Origin of the sequence: Gluconobacter kondonii, assembly GCF_002723995.1 — a bacterium.
GTDB lineage: Bacteria > Pseudomonadota > Alphaproteobacteria > Acetobacterales > Acetobacteraceae > Gluconobacter > Gluconobacter kondonii.
Genome location: NZ_BEWP01000005.1, coordinates 163,520 through 181,176, shown reverse-complemented (window position 1 = coordinate 181,176; position 17,657 = coordinate 163,520). Strand labels below are relative to the sequence as shown.

General features: G+C 55.8%; 15 protein-coding genes. 10 read left to right on the top strand and 5 right to left on the bottom strand.

The features are described from left to right. A complete protein-coding gene (locus GKO01_RS07420) occupies positions 1 to 840 on the top strand; it encodes a PhzF family phenazine biosynthesis protein (protein WP_099286495.1) in 840 nt (279 codons plus the stop codon). A gap of 287 nt (positions 841 to 1,127) precedes the next feature. Here the strand turns inward: GKO01_RS07420 and glsA are convergent, their stop codons facing one another. The 3 genes from glsA to GKO01_RS07405 all read right to left on the bottom strand — a co-directional run bounded on the left by glsA (position 1,128) and on the right by GKO01_RS07405 (position 5,801). Beyond that, positions 1,128 to 2,186, bottom strand: a complete 1,059-nt coding sequence (gene glsA / locus GKO01_RS07415; RefSeq protein ID WP_099286494.1) for a glutaminase A — start codon at positions 2,184 to 2,186, stop codon at positions 1,128 to 1,130. Between the two features lie 312 nt (positions 2,187 to 2,498). Continuing rightward, entirely contained in the window at positions 2,499 to 4,733 is a 2,235-nt protein-coding gene (locus GKO01_RS07410) for an FUSC family protein (protein WP_099286493.1), read from the bottom strand. Between the two features lie 27 nt (positions 4,734 to 4,760). Beyond that, positions 4,761 to 5,801, bottom strand: coding sequence for a UdgX family uracil-DNA binding protein (locus GKO01_RS07405; RefSeq protein WP_244901372.1), 1,041 nt, complete (start codon positions 5,799 to 5,801; stop codon positions 4,761 to 4,763). A 421-nt stretch (positions 5,802 to 6,222) separates the two neighbouring features. On the opposite strand from GKO01_RS07405, the gene GKO01_RS07400 reads away from it, so the two are divergent. From GKO01_RS07400 to GKO01_RS07390, 3 genes are read left to right on the top strand one after another with little or no spacing between them, the layout of a single operon-like run. Further along, positions 6,223 to 6,690 carry a MucR family transcriptional regulator gene (locus GKO01_RS07400; protein WP_099286491.1) on the top strand — a complete coding sequence of 156 codons (468 nt, stop codon included), beginning with the start codon at positions 6,223 to 6,225 and terminating at the stop codon, positions 6,688 to 6,690. Between the two features lie 44 nt (positions 6,691 to 6,734). Then, positions 6,735 to 7,679 (top strand): signal peptide peptidase SppA, encoded by a 945-nt coding sequence (sppA, locus tag GKO01_RS07395; protein WP_099286490.1) that lies wholly within the window; start codon positions 6,735 to 6,737, stop codon positions 7,677 to 7,679. Between the two features lie 40 nt (positions 7,680 to 7,719). Next, on the top strand, positions 7,720 to 8,025 hold the full coding sequence (locus tag GKO01_RS07390; protein WP_099286489.1) for an integration host factor subunit beta: 306 nt from the start codon (positions 7,720 to 7,722) through the stop codon (positions 8,023 to 8,025). 451 nt (positions 8,026 to 8,476) lie between these two features. On the opposite strand, the gene GKO01_RS07380 is transcribed toward GKO01_RS07390, so the two are convergent. Then, on the bottom strand, positions 8,477 to 9,382 hold the full coding sequence (locus tag GKO01_RS07380) for a LysR family transcriptional regulator (protein ID WP_099286563.1): 906 nt from the start codon (positions 9,380 to 9,382) through the stop codon (positions 8,477 to 8,479). A gap of 118 nt (positions 9,383 to 9,500) precedes the next feature. Beyond that, on the bottom strand, positions 9,501 to 10,475 hold the full coding sequence (trxB, locus tag GKO01_RS07375) for a thioredoxin-disulfide reductase (protein WP_099286488.1): 975 nt from the start codon (positions 10,473 to 10,475) through the stop codon (positions 9,501 to 9,503). A gap of 99 nt (positions 10,476 to 10,574) precedes the next feature. On the opposite strand from trxB, the gene GKO01_RS07370 reads away from it, so the two are divergent. Genes GKO01_RS07370 through GKO01_RS07345 form a run of 6 tightly spaced genes read left to right on the top strand, consistent with a single transcriptional unit; the run spans position 10,575 to position 17,645 of the window. Further along, entirely contained in the window at positions 10,575 to 11,057 is a 483-nt protein-coding gene (locus GKO01_RS07370; RefSeq protein WP_099286487.1) for an Lrp/AsnC family transcriptional regulator, read from the top strand. 12 nt (positions 11,058 to 11,069) lie between these two features. Next, positions 11,070 to 12,176: a glycosyltransferase family 2 protein gene (locus GKO01_RS07365; protein ID WP_099286486.1), complete on the top strand. Its 1,107-nt coding sequence runs from the start codon at positions 11,070 to 11,072 to the stop codon at positions 12,174 to 12,176. A 4-nt stretch (positions 12,177 to 12,180) separates the two neighbouring features. Continuing rightward, positions 12,181 to 13,581: an ArnT family glycosyltransferase gene (locus GKO01_RS07360; RefSeq protein WP_244901371.1), complete on the top strand. Its 1,401-nt coding sequence runs from the start codon at positions 12,181 to 12,183 to the stop codon at positions 13,579 to 13,581. Positions 13,582 to 13,631: 50 nt separating this feature from the next. Beyond that, positions 13,632 to 14,582: a flagellar motor protein MotB gene (locus GKO01_RS07355; protein WP_099286484.1), complete on the top strand. Its 951-nt coding sequence runs from the start codon at positions 13,632 to 13,634 to the stop codon at positions 14,580 to 14,582. Positions 14,583 to 14,608: 26 nt separating this feature from the next. Beyond that, positions 14,609 to 15,475, top strand: a complete 867-nt coding sequence (motA, locus tag GKO01_RS07350; protein WP_099286483.1) for a flagellar motor stator protein MotA — start codon at positions 14,609 to 14,611, stop codon at positions 15,473 to 15,475. Between the two features lie 52 nt (positions 15,476 to 15,527). Further along, positions 15,528 to 17,645: a prolyl oligopeptidase family serine peptidase gene (locus GKO01_RS07345; RefSeq protein WP_099286482.1), complete on the top strand. Its 2,118-nt coding sequence runs from the start codon at positions 15,528 to 15,530 to the stop codon at positions 17,643 to 17,645. Positions 17,646 to 17,657: the final 12 nt, after the last annotated feature.

Below are 17,657 nucleotides of genomic sequence, written 5' to 3'. Positions count from 1 at the left end.
ATGGACCTCACTTTCCGACAGGTGGACGTTTTTTCCGCCGAGCCCTTCCGGGGCAATCCACTTGCTGTCATCGTCGGGGCGGATGAGTTGTCCGATGCCCAGATGGCGCAGGTCGCGAACTGGACGAACCTCAGCGAAACGACCTTTCTGCTCAAGCCGACGCACCCTGATGCCGATTATCGTGTGCGGATTTTCACGCCACAGAGCGAACTGCCTTTTGCAGGACATCCGACGCTTGGAACCGCATTTGTCTGGCAGTCTCTGGGCGGCACACCGAAATCCGATGGGATCATACAGGAATGCGGTGCCGGCCTTATTCCGGTGAGCTGTCAGGCTGATCTGCTATTTTTCGCCGCTCCACCAAGGCGCCTTACAGGGCCTGTCGGGCAAAATGATCTGGCTCGTGCTCTCACAGGGTTACGTTTGGCATCCGAAGATGTTCTCGACGCGCAATGGGCAGATAATGGCCCCGGATGGATGGTTCTGAGACTTCGCAGTCGCAGGGACGTTCTGGCCGTTCAGCCAGACTGGCAGGCGTTGAAGGGGCAGAGCTTAGGCGTTGTTGGTGCGTGGGATTCCGTGCGCGACGGCACAGGCGCCCAATTTGAGGTGCGGGCGTTTGTTGGAGGCGGACAGGGGTGGGAGGATCCGGTGACCGGAAGTCTCAATGCCGGGATTGCTCAATGGCTGATCGAAAGCGGAATTGCCCCGGCAAAGTATGTTGCCAGTCAGGGTGCCGTATTGGGGAGAGCAGGGCGTATCTTTGTGGAGAAGGATAGTGGCGATATCTGGATCGGGGGCAATGTTGTTGCCCGGATTGCTGGGACGATCACATTGTAGATTTTCGGTTCGTCTGTCTGGATCGTCGGCCAGAAGTACACACCTGATGCGAGAGAACGGCGGGTGACGTCTTCGTCCGCAATCGCAGCGGTTTGGGCTTCCAGAGAGGGTGTGGTCGCCCGAACCGGTTGGGTGGTGATACGCTTATCTTCTTTCCGGGTATTAGAAGTCTCAAGGAGAATGACTGGCGAGCGGATGTCAGTATTGGATTTTATTTCGAAAATATCAAATACTGACATCCGATAATATAAGTGATCGCAATCCTGTTTTGAGAGAATTCTGACGCGCTATTTATTTTTAAAAATATTTATTCCCAGATCATGTGCGATAGATTGGATGGCCAATTGCCCGCGAACACTGTTTCCTGCGGCATCAAGGGGTGATGAATAAACAGCAATTGCCATTTTCCCGGGAACAACAGCGACAATACCGCCGCCAACACCACTTTTTGCTGGCAATCCAACATTATAAAGCCATTCACCTGAGGTGTTATAGAGACCAGCGGTCGCCATGACAGCGAGGACTCTCATGCTTGTTTCTTCATCAGTAACGTTCTGATGTGTGAGAGGATTATTTCCTCCATTAGCCAATGTCGCCCCCATCACGGCGAGGTCTTTTGCTGTGACATTATAAGAGCATTCACGTGTGTAGAGATCGATAGTCTCGGCTGAATCGGCATAAAGGTAGTGATAGCTTTTCAGTAGAATAGCTATGGCCAGATTATGTTGGTTATCTGCCATTTCAGAGTCATAAACATCTTTGTTTAAAGTCAGTGGACGTCCTGCAAATGCAGAGGCAGTCTTGATGACTGTATTCCATTTTTCTTCAAGCGATTTGCCTTCGACAAGGCTCGCAGTAGCAATCGCACCAGCATTCACGAGAGGATTGCCGGGTGGAGGGCTGCCTGTCAGCTTATCGTTATTGAGTTCAATAGCTAAAGCAGAATTAAAAGGGAGTCCGGTGGCGTTGACACCAATTTTATTTTTCAAGTTATTTGCGCCCTGTATTTTTAGGACGTGCGCTAAGGTAAAAATTTTTGAAATTGACTCAACTGGGAAAAAATAGTCAGCGTCTCCAGCTTTAAAAATTTTCCCATCTATTGTGACAACAACAATTCCATAGAGTTTTGTATTGGCTTTTTCCAAGTACGGAATGTAAGAGGCATTGGATCCATCTGTATTTGATTTATAGTCATTATAGGCGCGATTAACTGCTTCTTGAATGGTTATAGGATGAGTTGGCTGCGGAACATCACGCGCGGTAGCTGCTTGGGTTGGGCCGAAAAAAACACACGAGGCGATTGATACTATGCTCAAATATTCTAAAAAAGATTTCTGTTTCGTCATTGGAATGGCTTTTCTGTATCTTTGAATGAAGGCAGAATAGAAAAACCACTCTGCAACTTTATGAATGGTTGTGTTGCAGTTTAGTTCCGAATTTTTGAAGGGTGGATTGTTTTTGGTTGTGATGCGAATACGCGTTTGAGATAGTGAAGTATGCCTTCAATACGGCTTGCGGTCCGATAGTGTTCTCAGCCTATAGGGTGAAAAATATGCTGTTGGAGCTGGGATGGTTATTTTCAGTTATCAGGATTCAATGTGACCGCCTACAGAATATAAGGCGCACAAATATTTTTTTGATATGCTTTAAGAACCAAATTACGCTTTAAGCACGTTACTGTTTCTTTCGCCCCGGAAAGGCTTGCTCGCATCGAGGAAGTCTTCGTTCGTCCGCATGGTATGGGCGATCACGACCAGATAGGTGATGGCGCGTGTGAGCTCAAGGCGCGTTACCAGATCCGTTTCCTGAGCATCGAGAACGCGGAGCCGTCGCACGGCGGCTTCTGCGATGCGGGCGGCCTTGTCGTGCCTGCGGGTTGATTCTTCAACATAATGCAGAACAAGCAGGATTGGTCGTCTCGCGCTTTCGGGCAGATACTCACGGTCCAGCAAGGCGCGCAGTCGGATGACATTCAGCCCAAGAGTCAGGGTGGCCAGCGTTCCGAGGATGCAGGCTTCGATCAGCGGAGCAGGTGTTGGTCCTGCATGACGGATCAGTCGGGCAAAGCGGTCCGTATTGCGGCCGATCCACACGCTGATCCGCGGGGTGAAGCCCGGATGGGCCAGATGTTGCAACTCACCCAGCATGACGCGGCGGAGGCGGAGGCGCTCGGCATCGCTGCTGAAGGGCAGGACGCTTCGGAAAACGATTACACTGACGGCGACAGCAAGAACGGTCGCCATGTTGCCATTATAAAAAGCAAGCTCGTTCATGACGTGATGGTTTTCCAGACCAAGCATGGCCGGAAGCAGAAGCCCGTAGGCCGCTGAGCCGCCAGCAGTGGCCGGGTTGCCCTTGGCCAGTCCACCCAGAAACATGGCAGGGCCCAGAAAGAGCGTCAGGGTCTCGAAGGTTGTGACCTTCGGCATCAGGACGAAGACCAGAAACCACGCGACGATATAGGCTGCCACGGCGCCTTTGAGGAATTCCGTGGTGCCAAGAACGGGATTTTCTTTGGTGGCAAAAAGCCCGCAGACCAGTGTCGTAATGGCGATGAAACCAAGGCCATTCGGCCAGGCCGTAACTTCGTAAATATAGGCAGTGATCAGGACTGCGCAGGCTCCACGCAGACCGTTATGCACGGCTTCACGAGTGTCGCGATGGGTTTCGAGCTGGAAGTGGAAGTGGTCGCCTTTAATGCGGTGCGTGCTGGCCTCGTATTCCTTGATAGCCTGTTCCAGATCGCCCAGAAGCTCTCCGAGAGAGACGAAAAGCACACGCTCGTCCAGTCTGTCGTCCAGCGTCTCTGGACTGGCATCGATCGCGTCAAAGGGTTCATGCCCGGGAATCGGCTCAAGATCAGGACGAATGTCGGTTTCGCGATGCGGTGCAGCGTACAGGCGGCAGATATCCCGAAAATGCTGTAAATCCGCGAGAAGGGCAGGAACGGAGTTCTGGTCGGGCAGGCGCTGTGGAAACTGCTTCAGAAAAGCGAGGATCTCGTCTGCGGTTTTGGTAAACGCCGGGTGGTTATGGTTGAGCACCTGAAGGCGCATGGCCATTCCGAACCCGCGTGACAGAAGGGCTGAGACGGCGGCGAGGGCCGCGCGTGCATGGTCGCCTTCATGGCCGTGCGGTCCCATTTCGACTTCGGCAAATTCGATCTGGTCATTGATGGTGAGGATCGTGCCAAACTGGCGCCGGGCCGCGTTCAGCGCGCCGCGTTCTTCCCCCAGAAGGCTGCACAGTGTTGTCGTAACGAGAACCAGCGCCGATTCAAGTTTCTGTCTGAGCTGCGCGCGGGCATGCCGTTCCTGACTGGTGGCAAAAATCAGCCCCATGAAGGCTTCGCACAACACACCGAGCACGATGTAGGTGCCGCGCGACATCGCGACCATGAAGATATTGTCGGGATTGGACGCTGCGCCCATGCAGATGATGGAACAGGTATATCCTGCAAGAACAAGGGCATAGGAGCGGAAGTTGCTAACAAATGTCGCAAAACCGCTGCACAGGCCGATCCATAATGCGATCATGGGAAAAAACAGCCATGGCGCCTGCGGAGCAAGCGCCATGATGGTGATGGCGGCAACACCGCCGCTGATGGTGCCGACGATACGCCATTTGGCTTTGGACTGGCTTTCACCCCGGCTGGTCTGCGCGACGGCCCAGACGGTCATGGCGGCCCATGCCGGGTCGTCCAGTTCCATCCAGAAGGCAATCCCGATCGCGAGACAGGCTGCAATGGTGTTGCGCAGGGCAAACGTGACGGATGAAGCGCTGGGCGCGTACAGCCACGAGAGGAAAGGACGCGCCCGCGGCCGCAGCGGTGCAGGCCGTGTGGTTGTATTATCCGGAGTCGGTTGTCCCGAGGAGATGGTGCTGCCACTCATTGCGGGGGTTTCTTAGCCCTAACGGCATTATCCGGCGAGAGTGGAAATTGCCATTCTGAGATCGTTTACGAATTTTGTATATTCGCGTGTCTTCGACTCCTCATCGGGCAGGCGCAGCAGATAAGACGGATGTACGGTTACCAGACCGATACTTCCGTCCTCCAGAGGAATAGGCCTTGAACGTTCGCGCGACACTGTAACCTGGCGTCCCAGAACAGCGCTGGCGGCTGTAACGCCCAGAATCACCGTCACTTCCGGAGATAGAACCCTGCGTTCTGTTGCAAGCCACGGTGTGCAGGATTTGATTTCAGGTGCGTCCGGTTTCTGATGAATGCGGCGGTTTCTTTTGGGAATGAATTTGAAGTGCTTGACGGCATTGGTGATCCACATCTCTGCGCGATTGCCGCCGGCCTCTCGGAGAGCACTGTCAAACAGTTGTCCTGCTGGTCCAACAAAGGGGCGTCCGTGAAGATCTTCCTGATCTCCGGGCTGCTCGCCAATGAAGATGATTCGGGCTTTGGGGTTACCTTCTCCGGAAACGGTTCGCGTCGCGGGCTTGCACAATTCGCACATCTGGCAGTCGATCGCCTGAGCGCGCAGGCTGGCGAGTGAAGAAGATTCGATATTTCCGGGGGTAGGATGGAGTCGTACCGGCGCAATTCCGTCCCAATAGGCGTTTCCGCGGCCAGCGGTAGCGAACTCGCGTGCAGTTTCGATCACCTCTGATGGAGGTAGTTCATTGTCTGTGAAACCCGGTCCAAAACGATATTCCTGACCGTCCCAGAGCAGTGTTCGATCAGGCGCCATCACGATCCACGGTGTGGGGCGTAGGTTTGAAAGTATGTCTGCCTGACTGTCGATCAGGGCCGCTGTATGAGATGTGCGGAGGATCTGCCATTCCGGATTGCTGGCATCAGGCATCTGACAGCGCAGGTCGAGTGCTCTTTTCCAGCTTTCGATAGCGAGTTTTTTCAGGCTTTCGGTAAGTTGATCGGGCACTGGCATGTCGTCACGTAAAGTCTGAAGCGTGAGATACAGGAGATGCAGTCTGTCAGGATCTTCGGACACGAAGACGGCCGGGAAGAGTGACGCAAGAGAGCGGGGCAGGCTGACTGTCGATGGAGCGCCGGGAAGAAGTCTCGTTGCAGAAGGGGCGTAAATGAACGGGGGAGGGTTTATGATCCATTGTATTGAATCAGCAGGGACTCTGTCATGAAGCAGTTTGCGCGCCCATGCACGCCAGCCGGAAAAATCACTGGTTGTTGAGAGCGTGACGGTTTCTCTGATCATGTCGTCATCCCAGTTATGGACTGCAGCGCAGAAGATTTTTGTAAGCGCGTGAGCTTATTTTTGTTTGCGGGTTATTTTGATATGATGATAATCATGGGTAGGAAAAGGAATACGTCAAATATTTCCATGTTGCATTTACCTGACCCTTTACAGGCGTTAAGGAACTGAAAATTCATTCGAACAGATAGGGCGAAATATTATGTCTGATAGCACTTCCAATACAGGTCTTCTGGAACTTACGGCCAGAATCGTTGCTGCCCAAGCGTCGCGCGGAGCACTTGAAGCGGAAACACTGCCGGCCCTGATCCGGCAGGTATATGATGCTCTCTCAAAGGCTGGAGTTCCTGAGGAAACACCACAGGTCGAGCGGCCACAGCCGGCAGTACCTATCAAACGCTCTGTTTTTCCTGATTACATCATCTGTCTTGAGGACGGAAAAAAACTGAAGATGCTCAAGCGTCATCTTCAGAGTGCGTATGATATGACTCCGGAACAGTATCGTGAACGTTGGGGCCTGCCGGCAGATTATCCTCTGGTGGCTCCGAATTATGCTCAGCGTCGTTCGGCTTTGGCGCGAGAAATTGGTCTGGGGCGGAAGATTAGCGCGGCAAACGGCGAAGGAAAGAAAGAATCCGCTCGTGTGCGTCGTGTCAAAAAAGAAGACTGATCGTTCTCTGACCTTGTCTGAAAAACAGAAGCAGGATTCGCTTCATGAGTGCTGAACTGAACCTTTTTCTGACAAGTCAGACAAAACATAGACAACTGGTGTTTTGGCGGGTCGGGGCGCTGGTGGCTTTTTGCAGCGCCCTTGTCATTTCGATGATGGGTCATAGCGGGTCTGTTGGTTCAAATTTCACCAACAGACCCCACATTGTTCGTCTCACCATTACTGGTGTCGTCCAGAATAACGTCTCGCAAATCGTGCGTGCGCTGAAACAGGCTCAGAGTGCGTCAGATGTGACTGGGCTACTGTTGGTTGTTGATAGTCCGGGCGGAGGTGTGACTGGTGGGGAAAGGCTTCATGACGCAATTAAGCGTTTCGCAGCGGTTAAACCAGTTTCCGTTTCAATGGGCGACATGGGAGCGTCTGCGGCCTACATGCTCTCTGTGCCGGCCCAGCATATCGTTGCTTTGCCTTCAACGCTGACCGGATCGATCGGCGTGATTTTTCAACGTCCTGACGTTTCGGTTGGCCTCGGACGTCTGGGAATTGGTGTCGATGCCATTACATCGGGTGCCATGAAAGACCAGACTGATCCTACCAGTGCGTTGACACCCGAAGGGCGGCAGATGCTTCAGGGTATCGTCAACGATCTTTTTGCTCAATTCGTGTCGATGGTTGCGGACGGCCGTCATTTGACGGAAGAAAAAGTCCGCAGCATGGCCGATGGGCGTGCCTATACGGGGCGGCAGGCCATTGCACTCGGTCTTGTCGATGAGCTCGGGGACGAAGATGCGGCGCGTCTGTGGCTCAGAAAACGGCTGAATATCGGGACGTTGTCCTATCCTGTGCTTCCGTTGATGCCAGAACGCTCCAGACGCTGGTATGAATGGCCCGGCAAGAAGGCGCTTCTGACAGGGTTGCTGGGAGGAAGTTTCTCCAGCGCTCTCGACCGTGAAGGCCTTGACGGAGCCGTTGCGATTTTGCAACTCTGATGGCCTGTTTCAGAAGGCGGAGTCAGGTGGAACAACTGTCATGACTCGATCCGAACTTATGGCCGAACTGGCGGAAGCATATCCGCACCTTCTCACCCGCGATATAGAACGTATCGTCCACGCGGTCTTTGACGAGATCGGTTCTGCACTTGCGCGCGGGGATCGTGTGGAACTGCGTGGTTTTGGGGCATTTCTCCCCCGTGAACGTGCAGCTCGGACAGGGCGAAATCCCCGGACCGGCGATATCGTGCCTGTTGAGGAAAAGAGCGTCCCGTTCTTCAAGGTGGGCAAGGAACTCAGGGAGCGCGTTAACCAGCGCCTGTCATCGTCAAAATCCGGGAACTGATACTATTGTGGCCAAGGCGCATCAGCTGTGCTGCAAGGATATGACCGGGAATGGTGAAGACTGGCTCGGTAAAGCGTTTTTGCGATACCATGAACTTATGAAGCCTCTTCCGCATTTTCTGGTGATCTCTGTCTGGATATCGGGCGTCTCTTTTGGGGCTTTGCTTATGGCTCCCTTGGCAGCATGGGCTCATGGCTCCCCGAAACCTGGCGGGAACATTATGGCGCATCATCAGGGCAACAAAGCTCACTCATCGCAGCCGGCGGTCTGTTACCGGATGGCGTCAGGCGTCATTGTGCTTGAGCAGATGCCCAACAATGCGCATCGCCTCGGACGGGGCAGTGGATTTGCGCCGATTGGGGAAGCGGTCTTCCGATCCAGCAATCGGCCTCATGCCTGTCCCTCGACTCATGGTCGCAGAGGGTAGGAGGCGTAAAAGCCTCCCAGTTTCTTATCCCTGTTCCTGCCCTTTGAGGTTGCTGATTTCGGAAAGAAGAAAGTCCCGGAAGACCGCGATCCGCTTTGATGTCCGCAATTCTTCAGGGTAGACGAAATAGGCTTCCACTAAGGGCACCTGCTGGTTCGGCAATATCCTGACAAGATCAGGATAGCCTGCTGCGGCATAGAGGGGCAGGGAGCCGATGCCCGTTCCGGCTGCAATCGCATTCGCGACCGCCGAGATATTGTTGATAGCCAGACGACGGCTGCCTTGGCGTGCAACACCTTCCTGACGCAGAAGATCCAGCAACCAGTTCACATTAGGCAGTGGCAGGTGCCAGCCTGCAAAGCTGATGATCTGATGATTGGCCAGATCTTCGATAGAGTGTGGTGTCCCATGGCGCTCAAGATAGGCGGCGCTTGCATAAATCGGCATGGGGAAATTGGCGAGATGACGCTGCACCAGATCGGGCTGTGTGGGCGGGTGTAGCCGGATGGCGACGTCTGCCTCACGCATGCCCAGATCCAGATCCGCATCTTCAAGCAGAAGTGTGACTTCAATGTCGGGATGCAGTTCCAGAAAACGGTTTAGACGTGGGGAAAGCCATGACAGGCCGAAGCCCGTTGTCGTGGTAATCTTGATCTTTCCCGCGGCTCGCTCCTTGCTTTCGCTCAGGAAGGCCTGCGTCAGAGCCAGTTTGGAGAAAACTTCGCGGACCGTACGGTTCAGAACATCGCCCTGTTCCGTTAGAATCAGTCCGCGCGCATGCCGATGGAACAGCGGCACGCGCAGGACATCTTCAAGCGCGGAAATCTGCCGGGAAACTGCCGACTGGCTCAGTCCCAGCCGGTCACCGGCGTGGGTGAAGGAACCGGCTTCCGCCACGGCATGAAAAATCCGCAGCTTGTCCCAGTCCATCTGGTTTTCTCCCCGTTCGCCAAGGCGACGGTCTTCGTCCTTTTTACCCATACGTCCCGGCGTTATCCGTCAAGATATGTCGTTGAAAGGACGAAATTGTCTGAAGCACGCGCGAGGGTCAAGTTTTTGTCATGGCAGGTATGCCAGAAAGATATCGTTCGGCTTCCAGAGCGGCCATGCAGCCTGTTCCGGCCGCTGTGACGGCCTGTCGGAAAATACGATCCTGAATGTCGCCTGCTGCAAACACGCCCTTGACGGATGTTTCGGTCCCGCCGCTTTCCGTCAGGATATATCCGTCGCTGTCACAGGCGACTTCATGGAGGAAAGGCCCGGTATTCGGCGTATGGCCGATGGCGACGAAAACCCCGTCGACATCCAGTTCAGACAGCGCGCCTGTCTGGGTATCTTTCAGAGCGATCCCACAAACCACTTCCGGTTCGCCTGAACCGAGAACCTCTTCGACAGCCTTGTTCCAATGAACTTCGATCTTCGGGTTTGAGAACAGACGCTCCTGAAGGATACGCTCGGCTCTCAGGCTGTCCCGACGATGGATCAGATGAACCTTGTCCGCGTGGTGCGTCAGATACAACGCTTCCTCGACTGCCGTATTGCCGCCACCGATCACGGCCACCGTCTTGCCGCGATAGAAAAAGCCGTCACAGGTCGCGCAGGCAGAGACGCCGCCGCGCTGGAGACGCTTTTCCGATTCGAGGCCGAGCCACCGGGCCTGTGCGCCCGTAGCGATCACAACCGTGCGGGCACGGAACTCGTCCCCCGAATCTCCGACCAGTCGGAAATATCCATCCGGTCCGGGGCCTTTTCTTAGATCGGCCTGAACGATCAGGTCATAAATCAGACGCGTTCCGACATGCTCGGCCTGCGCGCGCATCTGCTCCATCAGCCAGGGGCCCTGAACAGGAGTCGCAAAGCCGGGATAGTTTTCAACATCCGTCGTGATGGTCAGCTGGCCGCCGGGTTGCATTCCGGTCACGAGAATCGGCTTAAGACTTGCGCGGGCCGCGTAGATTGCCGCCGTGTAGCCAGCAGGGCCAGCGCCCACAACCAGCAGATCCGTATGATGGATTTCGGGCATGATTGGTCCTCAAATGATATCAGGCCCCTTCATATAGGGACTTCGGACGCATGTGCCATCTTTGCGGATCATGTCGGCTGACATATACGTTAGATTGAAATGAACGCTTCTTCGCACTCCGCACCGATTGAACTGGACGCCATCGACCGGCAGATCATTGCCGAACTCCAGGCCGATGGACGCATGACCAACGTGGAACTTGCCCGTCGTACCGGCATTTCCGCGCCTCCCTGCCTGAGGCGGGTCCGTAGGCTTGAGGAGCTGGGAATCGTCAAGGGGTATCATGCCGAAGTGGATGCCGCCCTGCTGGGGTGGTCCCTGAATTTCTACGCCCTGATTGGCCTCGATAGCCAAAAGGGAAGTGTTCTTGAGGCCTTCGAGGCTCAGGTCGGTGCATGGCCCGAAACGCGCGAATGTCATATGATCCGGGGCGGCGGAGATTTTCTCGTCCGTCTGGTCGCCCGTGACGCCGCCCATCAAAATGCCCTGACACGCCTGCTGACCGACAGTCCGCATGTCGTTCGTGTCCAGACTCTCCAGACCATCCATACGAGCCGCGATCTTGCCGGCGTGCCGATCTGATCGACTGAACCCATGACCGCTTCCCGGTTGCTGTCTCTTCCAGCCGAACTGAGCGTCATCGTTCCCTGCTACAACGAAGTGTCCAATGTGGCGCCGATGGTTGCAGCCCTTGACGCGGCGCTTGAGGGCAGGGCGTGGGAAGTCATTTTCGTTGATGACAATTCACCGGATGGAACGGCCGATGAGGTTTCCCGGCTTGCGCTGCTGGACCCACGGGTCCGGTTGGTGCGCCGTGTTGGCCGTCGGGGGCTGTCTTCTGCCGTAATCGAAGGCATTCTGTCTTCCAGCGCCCCTCTGGTCGCGGTGATGGACGGCGATCTGCAACACGATGAATCCGTTCTGCGGACTATGCTTGTTGAATTACAGAAGGGTGCCGAACTTGTCGTGGCCAGCCGCCATGTCGAGGGCGGCGATAGTGGCGGACTGGCTGGGCGTTGGAGGCATCTGCTTTCGGATGCGGGCATCAGGGCCGCGCAGGCCGTCATGCCGCATCCGCTGAGCGATCCGATGAGCGGCTTTTTCGCCATACGCCGGGATCTTTTTGAATCCCTGTTGCCGCGCCTGTCAGGGACGGGCTTCAAGATTTTGCTCGATCTGGTGATGTCCGCCCCCAAAACCGTGCGGATTGTCGAGGTGCCATTCGTCTTCCGCCCGCGCCTTGCAGGTGAGAGCAAGCTTGATGTTGTGGTGCTGCTTCAGTTTGCGACCATGGTGCTCGACAAGCTGACGCATGGCTGGCTGCCGACCCGCTTCATGGCCTTCGCGCTGGTCGGGCTTATTGGTGTGGTCGTGAATGTCAGCGTTCTGGATCTGGCAGGCGCATGCGGCCTGAGTTTTTCCTGGGCGCAGCTCGCCGGAACCGCTGTCGCTATTCTGACGAATTTTCTGCTGAACAACCGCTTCACCTACCATGATCGTCGCCTCAAGGGTCACAAGCTCTGGCGAGGATTGGCCGTTTTCATCGCGGTCTGTTCGCTGGGGGCCGTCGCCAATATCGGTATTGCCCGGATGATGCTGGACAGTGCGGGTCATGGTCACTGGGACCGCTCGTCTGCGGCGGGAGCCGTGGTTGGTGTGGTCTGGAACTATGCGGTGTCCTCCACGCTGGTCTGGCGCTGAGACCGTGGGTGAAAATTCGCGAAATATCCGGCTCTTCTGGGGGCTTCTTGCGGGCCTGACGATTATCCGTCTGTATCTTGCAGCCAGTGTGCCATTGACGCCGGACGAGGCGTATTACTGGGTTTGGTCGCGCAATCTTCAGCTCGGCTATCTGGACCATCCGTTCATGGTGGCTCTGTGGATCCGTATTGGAACATGGATCGCTGGGGATACGACGCTGGGTGTCCGTCTGTTGGGGCCACTGTCCGTCCTGCCGGGAAGCTGGGCGCTGTACCATGCGGCGCGGCGGCTGTTACCGGGGTCTCCATGGCCGCAATCGGGGCTCAGGGCCGCGCTGTTGCTGAATGCTACCCTGATGCTCGGTCTGGGTGCTGCGACGATGACGCCCGATACGCCGCTGCTGTTCTTCATTACGCTGTTTCTCTACACGCTCAGCCGCGCGATTGATCCCGAACTGATCGCACGCGCGGCTCTTCCGTGGTGGATCGGATCGGGCCTTCTGCTGGGACTGGCGTTTGATTCAAAATATACAGCCGTCCTGATCGGTCTTGGACTGGGAGGGGCAGTTCTCACGACGAAACGTCTGCGTCAGCAACCCGGTCCCTGGCTGGCTCTTCCGGGGCTGTTCGTGGCGATGTCGCCTGTCATTGTGTGGAATGCGAGACATCACTGGGCCAGCTTTATCAGGCAGGGAGGCCGAACGGGCGACTGGCATCCGGCACGGGCGCTCCAGTTTATGGGCGAACTGATCGGCGGACAGATCGGACTTGCCACGCCGCTTGTTTTTATCCTGTTTGTGATCGGGCTTTGGGTGTGTGTTAGGCGTAACCGGCTTCTGGCATGGCTGGCTCTGGTGCCGACGGCCGTGTTTGTCGCCCATGCTTTCGGAGACCGCGTGCAGCCAAACTGGCCTGCCGTCATCTATCCGGTGCTTGCCATCGCCGCGCTTGAAGCCGGATGGCGCATCCGCTGGCCTGTGGTCAGCGGACTGGTCATCACTATGATCGTTTGCATTCAGGCAATATTTTCGCCGCTTCATCTCGTCCCGCATCGCGACCCGGTGTTGCGTCTGACCGGAGGATGGGATGAATTTGCCCGCAAGGTGGCCTTACAGGCAAAGGCGCAGGGCGCGACGGCTTTGGCCGCCGAAGATTATGGTCTGGCCTCCCGTCTGGCATTCACACAGAATATTCTTCCCGTTATCGGAACAGACCCGCGTTGGGATCTTTTCCGCCTTCCAGCCACAGCGGTGGCGAAAACGGTCGTGATTGAAGAGCAGAGGCATGGCAGGGAAGGGCAGAAAGCCGCGACATCCTGCCGCGAAGTTCGGGGGCAGGCTATACGCTGTTACGCCGTGCATGAGCCGGATTTTGTCACAGGCGTGCGGTTGCCGGAGCGTTCTTAAACCTCTCCTTAAGAACTCGCCTGTCATACTGAGACCACTCAGGAGGCGGGATGTCCAACCAGAACGGCAAAGAAGCACGAAAGATCATCATCAAACGTTTTGACGTTGTTGGAGGCGGTCATCACGGCGGGGCATGGAAAATCGCCTACGCCGATTTCGTAACGGCCATGATGGCGTTCTTTCTGGTCATGTGGCTCATCAACGCCACGACGGAAGAGCAGCGAAAGGGTATCGCCAACTTCTTCAATCCGATGGCGGTCTGGAAAGACATGCCACCACCCGTGGATAATGTTCTGCCTGCGGCTCCCGAGCCTGTTTCTCTTGAAACAAAAGCCGTTGCCCTGAAACTGGGTAAGGACCAGTACGGAAAACCGGTGCAGGGAGGGGCTTCGGGCGCACAAACGGCCAGAGATCAGAGCGCGTCCAGCACTCATACGGCTCAGATCGTCGTTCTTCATGACAATCAGATCCAGCCCGGCGAACCGCCTGTCACGTCTTTTCCCCAGAACGCAGACCAGAAGGCCGAACAGGCTGCCAGAATGGCCGCGGCCCAGAAAATTCAGGCTCTGATCAGCAATGCGCCGGAACTGGCCGATGTCCGCTCGCAGGTCTCGGTTTCGGCGGGCGATGATGGCCTTCATATCCAGATCGCAGATTCCGACCATCAACCGATGTTCGCTTTGGGCAAGTCTACTCCTGATGCCCATGCGGTTCAGTTGATCAAGGCGATCGTGCCTTATCTCGAAAAACTGCACGGTAAGCTGTCCATCGCCGGTTACACGGACGCGACGCCTTACCGTCCCGGACAGATGAGCAACTGGAGCCTGTCGAGTGCAAGGGCAGTCGCTGTGCGGGATCTGGTGGTTCAGAACGGCTTTCCCGATGGGCGCCTGAAATCCGTTAGCGGATATGCGGATCGGAATCTCTTTGATCCCACCCAGCCTCTCAATCCCCGGAACCGTCGCATCGTGCTGGTGCTATCGCCCGATATTTCGCAATAAATTCAGGTCAGTCAGGAAGTTTTCGGATGTTCATCATTATCGGTCTGGTTGTTGTTCTGGGCTGTGTTTTCGGATCGTTCGTAGCATCTGGCGGAGCGATTGGCCCTCTCGTTTCGTCAATGCCTTTCGAGCTTCTGACCATTCTGGGGTCTGCCGTCGGAACCTTTTTGATGGCCAATTCCATCGCCGCCGTGAAGCACCTGCCGGGTGGTTTGAAGAAGGCTATGAAGGGCTCGCAGTATGTCCGCTCAGACTATGTCGATCTTCTGAGTCTGCTGTTCCATATTGTGAAGCTGGCCTCTTCCAAGGGGTTCATGGCACTGGAATCTCATATCGAAGACCCACAGGGCAGTACGGTTTTCGGCGCTTTTCCGAAAATCCGGGACAATTCTCGTGTCTGTTTGTTCATCTGCGATTACCTGCGTATGGCGGGTATGAACGCCACCGACCCGTATCAGATGGATGAGGTGATGGGGAATGAGCTCAAGAAAAACATGCGGGAGGAAATGCATCTTTCCCATGCCCTTCAGTCCATTGCCGATGCGCTGCCAGCTCTGGGAATTGTTGCGGCCGTTCTGGGGGTGATTAAGACCATGGCGTCCATCAGCAAGCCTCCCATCATTCTGGGTGAAATGATTGCAGGCGCTCTGGTCGGAACATTTCTCGGTATCCTTCTGGCTTATGGAATTGTCGCGCCAATCGCCAGTCGGCTGGGGGGCGTAGTGGAGGAAGAATCCTCTTATCTCGATCTCGTGCGATCCGTGATTGTGGCGCATCTTCAGGGCAATGCTCCTCAGGTCAGTGTCGAGATCGGTCGCAAGAGCATTCCGTCTGATCTGATGCCGAGCTTTCAGGAGGTGGAAGAAGCCGTCAGCGCAGCAGCTGTGGCCTGATCGACCGGATGTCTTTACGATGCCGATATTGTCGGTATCGTAAAGGCGTTCCATGTCTTCTGTTTTTGCGAGAGCATTCTGTCTGTCTCTCTCCATCCTGCCTCTGGCAGCCTATGCGGGTTCATCTTCTCTTCCGTCCCCTGCCGAATTAAGTCAGACGGATGGTGTCAGGGCGCTGGAATGGGTGCGGGCACAAAACGCCCACACAGAAGCGACGCTCACTTCTGATCCCCGCTACAAGCCTCTCTATCAGAAAATCCTGACGGCCCAGCAATCTCCGGCACGTCTTGCGCTCCCGACGCAGCAGGGTGGAGAAATCTGGAACTTCTGGCAGGATGATCGTCATACACGCGGGATATGGCGCAGCGCGTCTACCTCCTCCTTCCAGTCCGGCCATCCGCAATGGAAAACGCGTTTCGACCTTGATGCTCTGGCACGGAATGAGCATGCCAACTGGGTCATGGAAGGCCTGTATTGTCTCAGCCCGCAGGAGCGGTTCTGTCTCATGTCGCTCTCACAGGCGGGGGAAGATGCTCATGTGGTCCGGGAATACGACACGCAGACAGATATTTTTGTAAAAGACGGCTTTGATCTTCCGTCCGGAAAGCAGACGGCCATCTGGGTTGATGCCAATACACTTCTGGTTTCGCGGGACTGGGGGGCGGGCAATGCCGGGCTGACGCATTCGGGCTACCCCTATTCGGTTCGGCTTTTGCATCGTGGGCAGAAGCTGGATCAGGCGGTCGAAGTCTATCGTGGTCAGATCACGGATATGGATGTGGCGCCGGAGCGCCTGCGTGATGAAAAAGGCCACGAACTCTTTCTGATCAGCCGCCATCGGGATTTCTTCCACACGGAAGTCAGTCTGTTCAATCCCTCGACGCAGACGTTGACCCGGCTGCCTCTGCCAGAAAAATATGACAGCCTGTCCTATCTGGATGGCCAACTGGTTCTGCATCTCTTGCAGGACTGGACGGTGTCCGGTCAGACATTTCACGCCGATAGCATTGTCGCGCTGGACCTGAAAAATCCTGCCGTGCCTCAGCTCATTCTGTCGCCGACATCCCGTCAGACGATCGGGGATGGTATGGGCGATGCTCTTGCTGTGACAAAAGATGGCCTGGTGGTTGTTCTATATGACAACGTTCAACCTGTCCTGAAGCTCTTTCGCCGGGCCGCGACTGGAGCATGGACGTCGCGGTCTATTGATCTTCCCAAGAACATGGCCGCAGAAATCGTTTCGTCAGATCCTGGTCTGTCACAGGCCTATCTTCAGCTTGAAGGCTTCATTCAGGCGCCACAGATCTGGAGCCTGAATACGACAGCTCAGACCGCTCAGCCTCTGTATCGCCAGCCCGATCTGTTCGATGCGTCCAATCTGGTGGTCGAGCAGATGTCGGCGACCAGTACGGATGGTACGGCCATTCCTTATTTCATTGTGCATGCCAAGGATTGGAAGAAAGACGGTGCCCGTCCGACGCTGATGACGGCGTATGGTGGTTTCGGATTGTCCTACCTGCCGGTCTATCACCCCGATCTCGGGATTACATGGTTTGACCGGGGCGGCGTTTACGTCATGGCCAATATCCGTGGTGGCGGAGAATTCGGGCCCGCATGGCACGATGTCGCGCGTCGAGAAGGAAGGCAGAAGGCTTATGACGACTTTGCAGCTGTCGCCCGCGACCTGACGGCGCGCCACATCACATCACCACGGCATCTGGGGCTGCGGGGCCGGTCCAATGGCGGTCTGCTGGCGGGAGTGGAGTTCACCCAGCATCCGGAACTGTGGAATGCCGCCATCATCGGCGTCCCGCTTTTGGATATGATGAATTATGAGCAGATGGCGGCCGGAGCGTCCTGGGCTGCCGAGTATGGCAGCGTTTCGGAGCCAGGGCCGCGCGCGTTCTGGGAGAAAATGTCGCCTTTGCAGAACCTGAAGGCGGGTGTGGCCTATCCGGAGCCGTTTATTTTCACGTCAACGCGCGATGATCGCGTCGGCCCGATCCATGCGCGTCGTTTCGCGGCGCGGCTGGAAAGCCTTAAGTTGCCCTTCCTGTATTATGAAGATGTGGAAGGCGGCCATACGGGTACGATCAATGCGGCGGAAGTCGCGCATGAGCGGGCTCTGGAAGCCATCTATCTCAGTCACCGCCTGATGGACGCGCAGTAAGCTGTGCGTCTC

What these genes read in the sequence shown, in the direction of transcription:
- GKO01_RS07420 (WP_099286495.1), top strand. Translation starts at nt 1, where the DNA reads ATGGACCTCACTTTCCGACAGGTGGACGTTTTTTCCGCCGAGCCCTTC.
- glsA (WP_099286494.1), bottom strand. Translation starts at nt 2,186, where the DNA reads ATGACGAAACAGAAATCTTTTTTAGAATATTTGAGCATAGTATCAATC.
- GKO01_RS07410 (WP_099286493.1), bottom strand. Translation starts at nt 4,733, where the DNA reads ATGAGTGGCAGCACCATCTCCTCGGGACAACCGACTCCGGATAATACA.
- GKO01_RS07400 (WP_099286491.1), top strand. Translation starts at nt 6,223, where the DNA reads ATGTCTGATAGCACTTCCAATACAGGTCTTCTGGAACTTACGGCCAGA.
- sppA (WP_099286490.1), top strand. Translation starts at nt 6,735, where the DNA reads ATGAGTGCTGAACTGAACCTTTTTCTGACAAGTCAGACAAAACATAGA.
- GKO01_RS07390 (WP_099286489.1), top strand. Translation starts at nt 7,720, where the DNA reads ATGACTCGATCCGAACTTATGGCCGAACTGGCGGAAGCATATCCGCAC.
- GKO01_RS07380 (WP_099286563.1), bottom strand. Translation starts at nt 9,382, where the DNA reads ATGGACTGGGACAAGCTGCGGATTTTTCATGCCGTGGCGGAAGCCGGT.
- trxB (WP_099286488.1), bottom strand. Translation starts at nt 10,475, where the DNA reads ATGCCCGAAATCCATCATACGGATCTGCTGGTTGTGGGCGCTGGCCCT.
- GKO01_RS07370 (WP_099286487.1), top strand. Translation starts at nt 10,575, where the DNA reads ATGAACGCTTCTTCGCACTCCGCACCGATTGAACTGGACGCCATCGAC.
- GKO01_RS07365 (WP_099286486.1), top strand. Translation starts at nt 11,070, where the DNA reads ATGACCGCTTCCCGGTTGCTGTCTCTTCCAGCCGAACTGAGCGTCATC.
- GKO01_RS07355 (WP_099286484.1), top strand. Translation starts at nt 13,632, where the DNA reads ATGTCCAACCAGAACGGCAAAGAAGCACGAAAGATCATCATCAAACGT.
- motA (WP_099286483.1), top strand. Translation starts at nt 14,609, where the DNA reads ATGTTCATCATTATCGGTCTGGTTGTTGTTCTGGGCTGTGTTTTCGGA.
- GKO01_RS07345 (WP_099286482.1), top strand. Translation starts at nt 15,528, where the DNA reads ATGTCTTCTGTTTTTGCGAGAGCATTCTGTCTGTCTCTCTCCATCCTG.